General features: G+C 50.7%; 14 protein-coding genes. All 14 read left to right on the forward strand.

Features of this window, described 5'->3' with window-relative positions; translation table 11 throughout:
* Positions 1-32: 32 nt before the first annotated feature.
* The 14 genes from K7397_RS02500 (at position 33) to ileS (ending at position 14,282) form a co-directional block, all read left to right on the forward strand.
* Positions 33-797, forward strand: coding sequence for a cell division protein FtsQ/DivIB (locus tag K7397_RS02500; protein ID WP_223066373.1), 765 nt, complete (start codon positions 33-35; stop codon positions 795-797).
* A gap of 220 nt (positions 798-1,017) precedes the next feature.
* Positions 1,018-2,271 (forward strand): cell division protein FtsA, encoded by a 1,254-nt coding sequence (ftsA, locus tag K7397_RS02505; protein WP_223066374.1) that lies wholly within the window; start codon positions 1,018-1,020, stop codon positions 2,269-2,271.
* Between the two features lie 63 nt (positions 2,272-2,334).
* Positions 2,335-3,444 (forward strand): cell division protein FtsZ, encoded by a 1,110-nt coding sequence (gene ftsZ, locus K7397_RS02510; RefSeq protein ID WP_223066375.1) that lies wholly within the window; start codon positions 2,335-2,337, stop codon positions 3,442-3,444.
* A 278-nt stretch (positions 3,445-3,722) separates the two neighbouring features.
* Positions 3,723-4,691, forward strand: coding sequence for a sigma-E processing peptidase SpoIIGA (gene spoIIGA, locus K7397_RS02515; RefSeq protein WP_223066376.1), 969 nt, complete (start codon positions 3,723-3,725; stop codon positions 4,689-4,691).
* A 106-nt stretch (positions 4,692-4,797) separates the two neighbouring features.
* Entirely contained in the window at positions 4,798-5,520 is a 723-nt protein-coding gene (sigE, locus tag K7397_RS02520) for an RNA polymerase sporulation sigma factor SigE (protein WP_223066377.1), read from the forward strand.
* A 105-nt stretch (positions 5,521-5,625) separates the two neighbouring features.
* Positions 5,626-6,408, forward strand: coding sequence for an RNA polymerase sporulation sigma factor SigG (gene sigG / locus K7397_RS02525; RefSeq protein ID WP_223066505.1), 783 nt, complete (start codon positions 5,626-5,628; stop codon positions 6,406-6,408).
* 123 nt (positions 6,409-6,531) lie between these two features.
* Positions 6,532-6,876 carry a YlmC/YmxH family sporulation protein gene (locus K7397_RS02530; RefSeq protein WP_223066378.1) on the forward strand — a complete coding sequence of 115 codons (345 nt, stop codon included), beginning with the start codon at positions 6,532-6,534 and terminating at the stop codon, positions 6,874-6,876.
* Between the two features lie 101 nt (positions 6,877-6,977).
* A complete protein-coding gene (gene pgeF / locus K7397_RS02535; RefSeq protein WP_223066379.1) occupies positions 6,978-7,832 on the forward strand; it encodes a peptidoglycan editing factor PgeF in 855 nt (284 codons plus the stop codon).
* Between the two features lie 6 nt (positions 7,833-7,838).
* A complete protein-coding gene (locus tag K7397_RS02540) occupies positions 7,839-8,534 on the forward strand; it encodes a YggS family pyridoxal phosphate-dependent enzyme (RefSeq protein WP_223066506.1) in 696 nt (231 codons plus the stop codon).
* Entirely contained in the window at positions 8,534-8,983 is a 450-nt protein-coding gene (locus K7397_RS02545) for a cell division protein SepF (RefSeq protein ID WP_223066380.1), read from the forward strand. Before K7397_RS02540 ends, K7397_RS02545 begins: the two co-directional genes overlap by 1 nt.
* Before the next feature lie 8 nt (positions 8,984-8,991).
* Positions 8,992-9,252 (forward strand): YggT family protein, encoded by a 261-nt coding sequence (locus K7397_RS02550; protein ID WP_273545563.1) that lies wholly within the window; start codon positions 8,992-8,994, stop codon positions 9,250-9,252.
* An 8-nt stretch (positions 9,253-9,260) separates the two neighbouring features.
* Positions 9,261-10,046 carry a YlmH family RNA-binding protein gene (locus K7397_RS02555; protein WP_223066382.1) on the forward strand — a complete coding sequence of 262 codons (786 nt, stop codon included), beginning with the start codon at positions 9,261-9,263 and terminating at the stop codon, positions 10,044-10,046.
* Between the two features lie 180 nt (positions 10,047-10,226).
* On the forward strand, positions 10,227-10,721 hold the full coding sequence (locus tag K7397_RS02560) for a DivIVA domain-containing protein (protein WP_223066383.1): 495 nt from the start codon (positions 10,227-10,229) through the stop codon (positions 10,719-10,721).
* A 462-nt stretch (positions 10,722-11,183) separates the two neighbouring features.
* Positions 11,184-14,282 (forward strand): isoleucine--tRNA ligase, encoded by a 3,099-nt coding sequence (gene ileS, locus K7397_RS02565; protein WP_223066384.1) that lies wholly within the window; start codon positions 11,184-11,186, stop codon positions 14,280-14,282.
* Positions 14,283-14,347 lie beyond the last annotated feature (65 nt).

Below are 14,347 nucleotides of genomic sequence, written 5' to 3' on the forward strand. Positions count from 1 at the left end.
AGGGGATCAAAGGCTTTTTTCGGAGATGAATAATGCCTAAATCCAATATTCCCGTGTTAAAGGAACCAAAACCGAAGAAAAATACGAGCAAAAAAGTGGCGGCTTTGCTAGTGGCGCTGTTTGCCGTTTTGCTGGGCGTGTTGTTTTTCAGGTCGTCTATCAGTAAAATTACCGATATAGAGTTTCGCGGAAGCTCATACTCTACTAACGAAGAGCTTCTGAAAGAAAGCGGGCTCAAGGTCGGTATGTCCTTTTTCGGGACAAGCGCCGGGACGATCCGTAAAAGATTGGCAGGCGTGCAGGCTATTGAAAGCGTAACGGTGGACAAGCGTTTTCCCGGAGTCGTTGAAATTACAGTGCACGAATATCCTTCCGTTGCCTACGAGCTTGCTTCGGACGGCAAACTAATGGCGTACTTGTCGAATGGAAGTAAAGTTCTGGTTAAAAATGGGATTTCGCTCGAGAAGCCGATGCTCTCGGGATGGGACAAGGATCAGGTCAATCTGCTGAAGCTTTGCAGCACTTTGGCCAAAATGTCCGCTGAGCTGACTTCGGATATTTCCGAAATTTTACCTTCGCCGACCCTGTCATTCCCCGACCGGATCCGGCTGTATACCCGGTCCGGGTTTGAAGTCATTACGACGATCTCTCTTTTGCCTAAAAAGACGGAGTATCTGAACGGCATTATAGAGACCCAAGAGCCCGGACTTATTACGATGCTCGAAGCGGACACTTATGTTCCTTTTGCGGGTGCGTCCTCGGCCGAAGAAGGGGAAAATAGCACTACTCATGAGTAAAAAACAATGGTAGAATACATTTTATGGACTGTCTGCCAGTCGTACTTTCTTTTTTTTGCATGATACTTCCCTTTTTATTTCCTATTTGGATGAAATTGGAATACCCAAGGTGTAAAAATTATGTAGAAAAAAGAGGGAAAGAGTTAGCCGCGTTGAATATAATAGTTTAGTATATGTTCAAATAGAGTCATTATTATTGGTTATGGGAGGTGCCAAGGACTTGAGCAACAATGACATCATTGTTAGTTTGGACATCGGTACATCCAAAGTTCGGGCTATTATTGGGGAAATCAGCAATGGAACCTTTAATATTATTGGAGTTGGATCTGCCGACTCGGAAGGAATTCGCAAAGGTGCGATTGTAGATATTGACCAAACCGTACAGTCTATTAAAAATGCGGTAGATCACGCAGAACGTATGGTGGGTATTCAAATATCGGAGGTATATGTCGGCATTTCCGGGAATCACATTGGACTTCAAACGAGCCATGGCGTCGTGGCCGTATCGAACGAGGATCGCGAGATCGGGGAAGAGGACATTGAGCGTGTTCTGAAAGCATCCGAGGTAATCGCCGTTCCGCCGGAACGCGAAATTATCGATGTAGTGGCCAAGCAGTACGTAGTGGATGGTCTGGAGGGCATACAGGACCCAAGAGGAATGATAGGCGTCCGCCTGGAGGTGGAAGCGACGATTGTGACCGGATCCAAGACAGCGATACATAACCTTTTGCGTTGTGTGGAGAAAGCTGGGCTTAAGATTAAGGATCTGGTCCTTCTGTCCTTGGGGGCCGGCCAATTGGCTCTTTCCAAAGACGAGAAAACAATGGGATCGGTGCTGGTTGATATCGGCGCTGGTGCTACCACCATTGCCGTTTTTGAAAACGGCACAATTGCCGCAACATCCACTCTTCCGGTCGGGGGAGAGTTTATTACGAGCGATATTGCATACGGTTTGAGAACGTTGACAGACCAGGCGGAAAGAGTGAAGCTGAAGTATGGCTGCGCGCTTATCGAGGCCGCCGCTGCGGACGTAACCTTCAAGGTGACCCGAATCGGCAGCAATGTCGATAAGGAATTTACCCAGGAGGACCTTGCCGCCATTGCAGAACCGCGTGTGCAGGAGATCTTTCAGTTGATCCGTCAGGAAGTGAAACGGCTCGGGTACAATGAACTTCCCGGCGGTTATATCCTGACGGGCGGAACGGCTTCGATGCCGGGAGTGCTGCAAGTCGCCCAGAATGAGTTGGCCGCTTCCGTCCGAATTGCAGTCCCGGATTACATTGGTGTCCGGGATCCGGGTTTCACAAGCGGGGTAGGCATCCTGTATAATGTAATTCGTAATCTGCGGGTTCGGAGCAGCGGTGGAGCACCCAAGAAACCGGCCAATCGAGGCAAGTCGGCCCCTTCTCAGGAAAACACTCGCAAGACGGGCTTTATGGAGCGGATCAAGAATATATTCAGTGAGTTTATATAACGCTAAGGCACCCATAACGATGGACGGGCCATCCATGCACACTTGAGGGGGAGATGGAAGAGTATGTTGGAATTTGATTTTGAAATGGAAAGCTTGGCAAAAATTAAAGTAATTGGCGTAGGCGGTGGCGGCAGCAATGCGGTCAACCGAATGATTGAGAATGGAGTTCAAGGTGTTGAATTCATTACGGTGAATACAGATGCCCAGGCCCTGCATCTGGCCAAGTCGGAGCACAAGCTGCAGATCGGCGACAAGCTGACACGCGGTCTTGGCGCCGGCGCTAACCCTGAAGTAGGCAAGAAGGCTGCGGAAGAGTCCCGCGAGCTGATCGCCAACACGCTGAAGGGCGCCGACATGGTGTTTGTTACCGCCGGCATGGGCGGAGGAACCGGAACAGGTGCCGCTCCGGTCATCGCCGAAATTGCGAAAGAGTGCGGAGCGCTTACAGTGGGCGTCGTTACCCGTCCGTTTACATTTGAAGGACGCAAGCGTTCTTCCCAAGCTGAGCTGGGGATCGAGGGACTGAAAGAGAAAGTGGACACGCTGATCGTCATTCCTAATGACCGCCTGCTTGAGATTGTCGATAAGAAGACCCCGATGCTGGAGGCTTTCCTTCAAGCGGATAATGTGCTTCGCCAAGCGGTGCAGGGCATTTCGGACCTGATTGCGGTACCGGGGCTGATCAACCTCGACTTTGCCGACGTCAAGACCATTATGACCGAACGCGGCTCCGCCCTGATGGGCATCGGCCTTGCTACCGGTGAGAACAGGGCGGCGGAGGCGGCCCGCAAAGCGATTATGAGTCCGCTCCTGGAAACTTCCATTGAAGGCGCCCGAGGCGTCATCATGAATATTACCGGCGGCTCTAGTCTATCGCTTTATGAAGTTAACGAGGCGGCTGAAATTGTCATTTCGGCGTCGGATCCTGAAGTCAACATGATTTTCGGTGCGATTATTGATGAGAATTTGAAAGAGGAAATCAAGGTAACGGTAATTGCAACAGGGTTTGAAAATAAATCTGCCTCAGCAATTCCCCCTCGCAAACCTGCTCCGGGAATCAGCGAGCCTGCGGACAACCGGACTTCTACTTTGAGACCTTTCGGCAACCAGCCGAGCCACGATCAGCTGGATATTCCGACTTTCCTTCGCAATCGCCGCAATAATAACGATTAATTGAATTAATAACTATAAGCCGGACCCTTGTCGTTTCAAGGGATCGGCTTTTTTTTCATTTTTGCTCCGGCTTGCTCTGGCATCCTGCTATTTTCCTCATTCTTCCTATCCGTTATTCGCATTAATCCAAGCGGCTTCGACAAAAAAAGTCGGGCAGGCGCATTCATTGTTTGACAGACTTCATGCCTGGATGTCTTTATACTTAAAAACATCCTGCAGGTATAATTGGTAACTTTGGAATAGAGAGCAGCCTGGGGATAACAGGCAGGTGACCGCGAATGGTTGTTTATATCGATTTGATATTCATCACGAATCTGCTAATTGACGGAGCCCTTCTGCTGACAACGGCCTGGATGCGCAAGCAAAGGCTGAGGAAATGGAGAATTTGTCTGTCGGCCACGGTAGGAGCGCTTTACTGTCTGATGATGTTTTTGCCTGAACTGTCATTTATGTATACGTTTCTGACTAAATTTCTATTCTCTGTTGTTATGTTATGGATCGCTTTCGGGTTCGGGAGTCTGCAAAACTATTTACGGAATCTGGGCGCCTTCTATGTCGTCAACTTTGTAGCTGCCGGCGGGATATTAGGCATACATTATCTCCTGCAAAGTTCAAGCGACCTTTGGAACGGAATTTTGTTCACTCAATCCGGCGGACTCAGCTTCGAGATCAAGATCGGTTCGCTGTTCTCCTTCGTCGTTTTTTTTGTGGTGATCTTGTGGTTCAGGGTGGTCCAGAACAATCGGAAAAGGCAGGAACGCTTATCGACGTTTGTGGGAGAGGTTACAGTTCGAATCGAAGACCATATTGTAGCCTGCAAAGGTCTGGTGGATACCGGGAATCAGCTGACCGATCCGCTTACCAGAATGCCAGTGATGGTCATGGAAGCTTCGTTATGGGAAAGGGAGCTCCCGGCGGGCTGGAAAGAGAAGCTGGCTGAAGGGCGGGCGGACAACCTTATTCTGGAGCTTGGCGAGAATGCTTACTTTCCCTGGCGGGACCGCTTGCGGCTTGTGCCTTACCGCGGCATTAATAAAGGCTCGCAATTTATGCTGGCCCTGAAGCCTGACGAAGTAGCCGTAACGCTTGACGGCAGAACGGTCATTTCCGAGCGGGTTCTGATCGGCTTGGACGGTGGGCGTCTGTCATCCGAAGGCGCGTACAGAGCGATCATTCATCCTACGCTTACGGAGCATGAGGAGCAGACTCTTCCGGCAGAAATTCTGCCGCAGACCCGGTCATCCTGACCGGAGTGGACGCCGAAGGAGAAAGTATCGGGTCCGGAACAGGATAGCTTATCTTTTCAAAAATAAAAATACGGCTTGTCTGGCAACCATTGGGGAGGAGACTAACATGGGCGTAAAATTGAAACTTCGGCTGCAGCTGCAGTATTATCGACTGCTCTTTTTATTCGGGCTTAAAAGCGAGGAAATCTATTACATCGGAGGCAGTGAGGCTCTGCCGCCGCCTCTGACCCGGGAAGAAGAAGAATATTTGCTGCAGAAGCTGTCGTCGGGAGACACAGCTACCCGTGCCATGCTGATTGAACGCAATCTGCGTCTTGTCGTGTATATTGCCAGAAAATTTGAGAATACAGGCATCAACATCGAAGATCTGGTTTCGATTGGCGCCATCGGGCTTATTAAAGCGGTCAATACGTTCGACCCGGAGAAGAAGATCAAGCTCGCTACATACGCTTCGCGTTGTATAGAGAATGAAATTCTGATGTATTTGCGCAGAAATAACAAGATTCGGACGGAAGTCTCTTTTGACGAACCTCTAAATATCGATTGGGATGGCAATGAGCTGCTGCTGTCGGATGTGCTTGGCACGGAGAACGATACCATTTACCGCAATATTGAAGAGCAGGTGGACCGCAAGCTGCTGCATAAAGCGCTCGACAAGCTATCGGATCGCGAACGGATGATTATGGAGCTCCGGTTTGGCCTTCAGGGAGGGGAAGAGAAGACCCAAAAGGATGTGGCCGATTTGCTGGGCATTTCCCAATCCTATATTTCGCGCCTGGAAAAGAGGATCATCAAGCGGCTGCGCAAGGAATTCAATAAGATGGTATAAAGCTTGGCGGGAGAAGGGGCCGTTTCCGGGCAGAAATGGCAGGAATAAAAAGACAGCCCAAGGAGATACTGAACATTAATGTTTCACCTTGGGAGGAATGACATGATGGCTCGAAACAAAGTCGAGATTTGTGGTGTGGATACCGCAAAGCTGCCAGTACTAACGAATGCGGAAATGCGTGAACTGTTTGTTTCCTTACAGCAAGACCACGTGCGTGCTGCAAGAGAAAAGTTGGTGAATGGAAACCTGCGGCTCGTGCTCAGCGTCATCCAGCGGTTCAACAACAGGGGAGAATTTGTGGACGATCTGTTTCAGGTAGGCTGTATCGGGCTGATGAAGGCGATAGACAACTTTGACCTCTCCCAGAATGTTAAATTTTCAACCTATGCTGTACCTATGATTATCGGTGAAATCCGCAGGTATTTGCGCGATAACAATCCGATCCGGGTCTCCCGGTCGCTGCGCGACATAGCTTATAAAGCGCTGCAGATGCGGGATAACCTGACCAATCAAAACTCCAGGGAACCGACGGTGATGGAAATATCGGCAGCTCTTGGACTACCTAAGGAAGATGTTGTATTTGCCCTCGATTCGATTCAGGATCCCGTCTCGCTTTTCGAGCCAATCTATAATGACGGCGGGGATCCGATTTATGTCATGGACCAGATCAGCGATGACCGGAACAAGGATGTTTCCTGGATTGAAGGCATCGCGCTTCGTGAGGCCATGCAGAGGCTGGGCCGGCGTGAAAAGATGATTCTTTCCATGCGTTTTTTTGAAGGCAAAACCCAAATGGAGGTAGCCGAAGAAATCGGCATCTCCCAGGCCCAGGTATCGAGGCTTGAGAAATCCGCCATTGTACAAATGCAAAAGCATGTGAAGTCATAAACGATCCCCTCCGGATCGTTTTATTTTTTTGTCTGCCATATTTGGAATGCTCTAATATTTCCGTCCTCCGGCAACATATATTAGAGAGAAAGACGAAAGACGGCGGGTTAGAGGAGGGGAAAGATGAAGATTTCCGATTTCCAGACAAAAGATGTGATCAATGTGGTTGATGGGCGGCGTCTCGGACAGATCAGCGATCTGGAGCTGGACCTGAACAAGGGGGTCATCGAAGCGATTGTAGTGCCGGGATACAGCAAATTTATGGGACTGTTCGGAGGGGGCAGTGATCTGATCATTCCCTGGAAAAATATCGTGAAAATCGGTTCCGATGTCGTGCTGGTCAAGATGGATGAAGCCAGGGCGCAAAACCGGGGGCCGGATCCTGACGGCTTGGCTTATGCCGAACGGGATGCCCGGGAATACCGGGAACTCCGCGAAATGCGGGAAGGGCGCGGAGACAGGCGTTAGTTTTAGGAACAGATATGAGAGGAGGAAAGTATGATACACTGTAAGGTAAAGACTTCTTGCCGCCATCGTTAGAATGGGCTAGAGAAGAGTGGGGTGAGGATATGGAACCGTTTGTTGGGAAAACGTATAACGAGGGGGAGCCGCAGGTTTTTCTGCTGGAAAAATGGACTTCGTCCAATCCGATGCTGAGCGCAGGCTTTACCGGAAGGGGCGGAGGCGTTTCCAAACCGCCTTATAGCAGCCTGAATCTGGCTCTTCATGTCGGTGATTCGAAGGAAGATGTGATTGAGAACCGCCGGAAGCTGGCGAACTATCTTGGATTTGATCCGAAAAGCTGGACCAGCGGGGAACAGACGCACGGCAGCAGGGTGGCTGTTGTTAAGGCCGAAGATGCGGGCAGGGGGAGAATGGACCGCGAAACCGCCTTTCAGGCAACGGATGCGATGGTTACGGATGTGCCGGGCATTTTGCTGACGTCCTTTTATGCCGACTGCGTGCCGCTTTATTTCTTTGACCCCATTCACGAGGCGGTGGGTCTCGCCCACGCAGGCTGGAAAGGGACGGTTGCTGAAATCGCCACCCGGGTTGTGGAGACGATGGCGGAAGCCTATGGAACGAAGCCTGAACAGCTTTGTACAGCAATCGGCCCATCGATCGGGGAAAGCTGTTATGAAGTTGACGAGGCGGTCATGTCACATGTGCGGCCTCTCGTGGAGGGATGCGGAGATGCGCCAGATGTGACCCTTCCCTTTCAGGAATCTGCAAATCCCGGCCGCTGGATGCTGAACTTGAAAGAATTAAATCGAATGATTATGATAAAAGCAGGAATATTGCCGAGTCATATCGAATGTACTAGTTGGTGTACAAGCACAAGGAATGATCTCTTTTTCTCCTATCGGAAGGAGAATGGAGCAACGGGCCGTATGGCCAGCTGGATTGGGTTGAAGGAGAGGTGATTCTTTCTGTCGCTGAAAGAACGGATAGAGCAGGTTGAAGCACGGATCAGACGCGCCTGCGAAGCAAGCGGAAGAAAGAGAGACGAAGTTAACATTGTAGCGGTTACGAAATATGTCTCGACAGCCGAGACCGCTGCTGTGCTTGACGCGGGTCTGAAGCATATCGGCGAGAACCGGATTGAAGTTGCCGCTCCCAAATGGGAAGCGCTTGAAGGACGCGGAGTCTGGCATTTCATAGGCAGCCTGCAGACCAGAAAAGTTAAGGATGTAATCGACAAATTTGAATATATTCATTCGCTTGACCGTATGTCTTTAGCTGCGGAGCTTGAGAAAAGATGCGCGGCTGCCGGCATTACGGTTAAAGTTTTTGTACAGGTCAATATTTCCGGCGAAGACAGCAAATCCGGAATTTCGCCTGAAGAAGCGCCCGATTTCCTGCGCGCCCTGTCTGAATACCGTCACCTTAAGATCGTCGGCCTGATGACAATGGCGCCTTTTGAGGCGGAGCCTGAGGAGACCCGGCCAGTGTTCCGGGATCTTCGTAACTTGAGGGACAAGCTGAACGATCTTGCTGTGACGAAGGAACCGTTGACGGAATTGTCGATGGGCATGTCCAATGATTTTGAAATCGCTGTTCAGGAGGGGGCGACCTGGGTTCGCCTTGGTTCTCTTTTGGTAGGAAAAGGAGAGGAGGAATCGTAATGGGCGTTATGAACCGGTTCATGAACTTTTTGGGGCTGCAGGAAGAAGAGGAAGTTGTTGAACGGGAGAAAGTTAATGAGCCAGCGGAGCAAGAATTTGAAACCTCAAGCTTTGATTCTCGTAAAAATCAGAGGGGGAGCAATGTGGTCAGCATTCATTCCCAAAAAAATGTAAAAGTTATCCTGAATGAGCCGCGCTCTTATGATGAAGCTCAGGAAATCGCCGATCATTTGCGTTCGCACCGGACGGTTGTTGTCAATCTGCAGCGGGTCCGTAAAGACCAGGGAATGCGGATCATCGATTTTCTAAGCGGAACCGTATACGCGTTAAATGGCGGTATTTCCAAGATTGGCGAGAATATTTTTCTCTGCACGCCGGATACCGTTGAAATTTCAGGGGCCATCACGGAGATTTTGACAGAGGAACAAGACTACAACAGAATGAGGTGACCGTGCATTTGGTTGATCAATTGATTGGCACTTTAACGACGATTTATTCCTATATGATTATTATCTATGTCCTGATGTCCTGGGTTCCAAGCGTCAGAGAGAGCTTTGTCGGCGAATGGCTGGGCAAGCTGGTCGAGCCGTACCTTGCTCCGTTCCGCCGGTTTATTCCTCCGATCATGGGCATGATTGACATCTCGCCGATCATTGCCTTGTTTGCGCTTAGACTGGCTGCAGTCGGGCTGTCAAGCATCCTGCAAAGAGTGCTGTGATCCATCGGATGAAAGCACAGGATATCTATGAACATTTTCATCCCGAGGAGCGCCCCTTCATTGACCGGGCCTGGGAATGGGTTGTAAATGCAGGTGACTACCATGAGGTCAAGCTGACCGATTTTCTGGATCCGAGGCAATGTCACATTCTGACCAATCTGGCGAACCGCCATCCGGATGCAGCATTACGGTTATGGGGCGGGTATGAGGCCGCTGAGCGCCGCCGGGCTTTGATTGCCCCCGATTACCGGGACCTTGATACGGAACCGATGCATATGAAGGTGCTGAGCGTTGTATCGGACGATACGCAAATTGCGGAACTGGACCACGGTGATTATTTAGGAGCGATTCTGGGACTTGGACTGAAGCGGGACAAGATCGGAGATATTCATGTACGGGACGACGGATGCCATGTCATCGTCTCCGAAGATATTTCGCCATTCCTGAATTTGCATCTGCGTCAGGTGCACAGGGTTTCCGTGCTGACGGACATTATTGAGCTTGATCAACTGAAGGCTGTCTCTTCGGCCCAGGAGCCGCTCAATCTAACGGTGGCTTCTTTGCGTTTGGACGGGATTGTCAGCGATGTGTTTCGCCTCAGCCGCAGCAAGGTACTTCTGCCGATCCGGGCGGGACGATGCCGGGTCAACTGGAAGACGGAGGACGATCCTTCCAAGCCTTTAAAGGAAGGCGACGTTGTTTCACTTAAAGGATTTGGCAGATTTAAAGTGCTGGAACTTGAAGGCGTGACGAAAAAAGGCAGGTACCGCGTAAAAATCGGGAAATTTGTTTAGCCTGTTAGCAGGAGAACGCAGATTTCTGTCGAATAGATTGAGTTACTGAGCCTGTGAAAGGTTATCCGAGCCTAATGCTTACTCGATCATCCAGCGCTTTCCGCTTGTTTGGCTGAGGCATAGGAGCGATAAGCGTGTGTGTATATTCACGGTTTTACAATCATTCAGGAGGTGCCTATCATGCCATTAACGCCGCTGGACATACATAACAAGGAGTTTTCTCGCAGACTTCGCGGTTATGATGAGGACGAGGTAAACGAATTTCTTGATCAGGTCATCAAGGATTATGAGATTGTTATCCGGGAGAACAAGGAGCTGCAAAACCAGCTGCTCGCTGTTCAGGAGAAGCTTGATCATTTCGCCAATATTGAAGAGACCCTGAGCAAGACGATCATTGTGGCGCAGGAAGCTGCGGACGAAGTCAAGAATAACGCGAAGAAAGAAGCGCAGCTGATCATTAAGGAGGCGGAGAAGAACGCTGACCGCATCATTAATGAGTCGCTAGCCAAATCCCGCAAAGTTTCTCTCGAAGTAGAGGAGCTTAAGAAGCAGGCGTCGATTTACCGGGCCCGTTTCCGGACATTGGTGGAAGCGCAGCTTGAACTGTTAAGCCAGGAGGGCTGGGAGTCGCTGGAGGACAAAAACCCGGAGCGTGAAGCGAGAGAGGTTTATTAAACGGTTCCGAGCTTAGGAGCGTGCCCTTGTCCATATCAGTTTGTTTATGTTGACTTTTAAGACAGTTGTTATATACAATATAGAATACATTTAAAGTTTACCGTATCTATATATGATTGAATATTGATGATGGGAATTCGTACGCTGCTAAGGGCTGTTCCCCAGAGAGTCGGCATTAATGCTGAAAGCCGACGTTCAGCACGCAGAGGTATATCATCCCGGAGATGTGAGGCCGAAATTTCCTTGGCTTGCCGCCTTGGAAAGTGTAAGTCTGACCGGACCCGCCGGCCGTTACACCGGCCCCGTGTGCAATTTGCGCATGGGCTAAGAGAGTCATATTTGCCCTTCCGGTTTGGCGGGAGCATGTATGGAATTAGGGTGGTAACGCGAGCAAAGTTCTCGTCCCTTTGGGGCGGGGCTTTTTTTGTTATTTTTCAAACTACCTGAAAGGATGTTATCAAGTTGCAAAAAGTGGATGTGAAAGAAAAAGCAAGAGCGCGCGAACAGCGCATCCTGGCCAAATGGCAGCAGGAAAATACATTTAAGAAAACGATCGAGAGCCGGGAAGGCCGGCCGAACTTTGTTTTCTATGAAGGGCCGCCTACAGCGAACGGCAAGCCGCATATCGGTCATGTGCTTGGTCGTGTCATCAAGGATTTTGTCGGCCGTTACCAAACGATGAACGGATACCGCGTCGTCCGCAAAGCCGGATGGGATACGCACGGTCTTCCGGTCGAACTTGGCGTGGAGAAGCAGCTTGGCATCTCCGGCAAGCACGAAATCGAAAATTACGGCATCGAGGAATTCATCAAAAAATGCAAAGCCAGCGTTTTTGAATATGAAAAGCAGTGGCGCGAATTGACTGAGGCCATTGCCTACTGGACCGATCTCGACCATCCCTACATCACGATGGACAACAACTATATCGAAAGTGTATGGAACATTCTGGGCACGATCCACGAGAAGGGCCTTCTTTATCGCGGGCATCGCGTCAGCCCATACTGTCCGAGCTGTCAGACGACGCTCAGCTCCCACGAAGTGGCGCAAGGCTACGAAGATGTGAAGGATTTGAGCGCAACAGCCAAGTTTAAGCTGAAAGACAGCGGAGATTACGTATTGGCCTGGACGACGACCCCTTGGACACTGCCTGCCAACTCAGCGCTGGCGGTGAATCCGGCCATTGATTATGTACGGGCAAAGCAGGGCGAAGAAATCTATGTTGTCGCGAAGAATTTGGCCGAGAGCGTGCTGAAAGGTGATTATGAGGTGCTGTCCACTTTTAAAGGCACCGAGCTCGTTGGCAAGTCTTACGAAGCTCCTTTCGGTTATATCCATCCGGCCAACGGCCATCTGATTCTGGGCGCCGACTTTGTTACGGAATCAAGCGGTACGGGCATTGTCCATATGGCTCCTGCTCACGGCGACGACGACTATAAAACTTGCCGCGAACATGAGGTAGAGTTTATCAATGTTGTGGATTCCCGCGGGAGATATACGGATACGGTTACCGATTTTGCCGGCCGTTTTGTGAAAGACCCTGATCTGGACGTAGATATCGTTAAGGCTTTATCCGAGCGCGGACTGTTATACGGCAAAGAAAAATATGAACACAGCTATCCGTTCTGCTGGCGCTGCAAAACGCCGCTTCTGTATTACGCGATGGACAGCTGGTTTATCAAGACAACGGCTGTCAAGGAGCAACTGATTGCCAACAACAACGGCGTGGACTGGTATCCGGATCATATCCGTGAAGGCCGTTTCGGCAAGTTCCTGGACGACCTTGTGGATTGGAATATCAGCCGCAACCGTTACTGGGGAACTCCGCTGAACGTATGGGTCTGTGAAGCCACCGGCAAGGAATACGCGCCTAAGAGCATTGCCGATCTAAGAGCGCGGGCTGTCGGTGAGGTCCCCGAAAATATTGAGCTGCACAAGCCTTATGTGGATCAAATCAAACTGAAGTCGCCGTTCCAGGAAGGCGCGGTCATGACAAGAACGCCGGAAGTGATCGACGTCTGGTTCGACAGCGGCTCCATGCCTTTTGCGCAGCAGCATTACCCGTTTGAGAACGAGGAAACGTTCGGCGAGCAGTACCCGGCAGACATGATCGTTGAAGGTATTGACCAGACGCGCGGCTGGTTCTACAGTCTGCTGGCCGTATCCACACTGTTTACCGGCAAGCCGGCTTACAAGGCGGTTATCGCCACAGGTCATGTGCTGGATGAGAACGGACAGAAAATGTCCAAATCCAAAGGCAATGTCATCGACCCTTGGGAGATCATTAACGAGTACGGCACGGACGCTTTTCGCTGGGCGCTGCTGTCGGACAGTGCGCCTTGGAACAGCAAACGCTTCTCCAAAGGGATTGTAGCCGAAGCAAAATCCAAGGTGATCGACACGCTGGTTAACACCCATGCGTTCCTGACCTTGTACGCGAATATCGACGGCTATCGTCCGGAAGAGCATCCATTCCGTCCGTCCAAGAACAAACTGGACCGCTGGATTTTGTCGCGACTGAACAGCCTGATCCAGGTCGTAGTCAAAGGGCTGAAGGTCAACGATTTTCTCAATCCGGCCAAAGCGATTGAAGGCTTCGTCGACGAGCTGAGCAACTGGTATATCCGCCGCTCTCGCGACCGCTTCTGGGGGTCAGGCCTGGGCGAGGATAAATTGTCCGCTTACCAGACGCTGACGAATGTGCTGCTGACGCTTTCGAAGCTGATGGCACCTTATACGCCGATGCTGTCTGAAGATATCTATGTGAATTTGAGCGGAGAGGAAAGCGTCCATCTTGCCGACTATCCGCAGGCCGATGAGTCCCTCATCGACAAGACGCTGGAGCGGGATATGGAAACCGCCCGGCAAATCGTCGAGCTGGCCCGGAATGTCCGGAACGAGACGGGGATCAAAACCCGCCAGCCGCTTTCGGGACTGGTCGTATCTTTGAGCACGGATTTTGACGCAGCGGACTACGAGGACATAATCAAGGAAGAAATCAACGTTAAAAGCATTGATATCGAGAGCAGCGACAGTGGTGTTGTTGATTTCACGCTCAAATTGAACCTGAAGGTGGCCGGCAAGAAATACGGCAAAAATGTCGGATTCCTGCAAGGCTACCTGAAGCAAATGGCGCCTGAAGATACCCGCAGTGCTGTAGACAACGGCAGCCTCAGCGTCGTTACCCCGGAAGGCGAGGAGCTGCAGATCACTGCCGAGGAGCTGCTTGTCGAGAAAAAGGCGAAGGAAGGTTTTGCTTCCGCTTCAGGCTATGGCATCACGGTTGCGCTGAACACCGATATTACCCCTGAGCTGGAACAGGAAGGTTGGGTTCGTGAAGTCGTTCGCGCGGTTCAGGATACCCGCAAGAAACTGGACCTGCCAATTGAGAAGCGGGTATCGCTCACACTGCACGTAGACGAAGAGCTGAAACAGGCGATTACCGCCTTCATGAACGTTCTTCAGGAAAATGTGCTGGTAACGGATGTATCTTTTGGCGAGGCAGAGTCCATGGAAAAGGTGGATTTGGGCAGCAAAACGATCGGGGTGCATATTGCAGGCTAAATGGCTGCATGACCTTTCCTTTGCAGGGCCATAATAGAAGATAAAGTATAGGAAACGGGCTGGGC

The sequence above is a fragment of the Paenibacillus caui genome (assembly GCF_019904135.1).
GTDB lineage: Bacteria > Bacillota > Bacilli > Paenibacillales > Paenibacillaceae > Fontibacillus > Fontibacillus caui.

What these genes read in the sequence shown, in the direction of transcription:
- spoIIGA (WP_223066376.1), top strand. Translation starts at nt 3,723, where the DNA reads ATGGTTGTTTATATCGATTTGATATTCATCACGAATCTGCTAATTGAC.
- K7397_RS02555 (WP_223066382.1), top strand. Translation starts at nt 9,261, where the DNA reads ATGAAAGCACAGGATATCTATGAACATTTTCATCCCGAGGAGCGCCCC.
- K7397_RS02545 (WP_223066380.1), top strand. Translation starts at nt 8,534, where the DNA reads ATGGGCGTTATGAACCGGTTCATGAACTTTTTGGGGCTGCAGGAAGAA.
- pgeF (WP_223066379.1), top strand. Translation starts at nt 6,978, where the DNA reads ATGGAACCGTTTGTTGGGAAAACGTATAACGAGGGGGAGCCGCAGGTT.
- K7397_RS02560 (WP_223066383.1), top strand. Translation starts at nt 10,227, where the DNA reads ATGCCATTAACGCCGCTGGACATACATAACAAGGAGTTTTCTCGCAGA.
- sigG (WP_223066505.1), top strand. Translation starts at nt 5,626, where the DNA reads ATGGCTCGAAACAAAGTCGAGATTTGTGGTGTGGATACCGCAAAGCTG.
- K7397_RS02530 (WP_223066378.1), top strand. Translation starts at nt 6,532, where the DNA reads ATGAAGATTTCCGATTTCCAGACAAAAGATGTGATCAATGTGGTTGAT.
- K7397_RS02500 (WP_223066373.1), top strand. Translation starts at nt 33, where the DNA reads ATGCCTAAATCCAATATTCCCGTGTTAAAGGAACCAAAACCGAAGAAA.
- sigE (WP_223066377.1), top strand. Translation starts at nt 4,798, where the DNA reads ATGGGCGTAAAATTGAAACTTCGGCTGCAGCTGCAGTATTATCGACTG.
- ftsZ (WP_223066375.1), top strand. Translation starts at nt 2,335, where the DNA reads ATGTTGGAATTTGATTTTGAAATGGAAAGCTTGGCAAAAATTAAAGTA.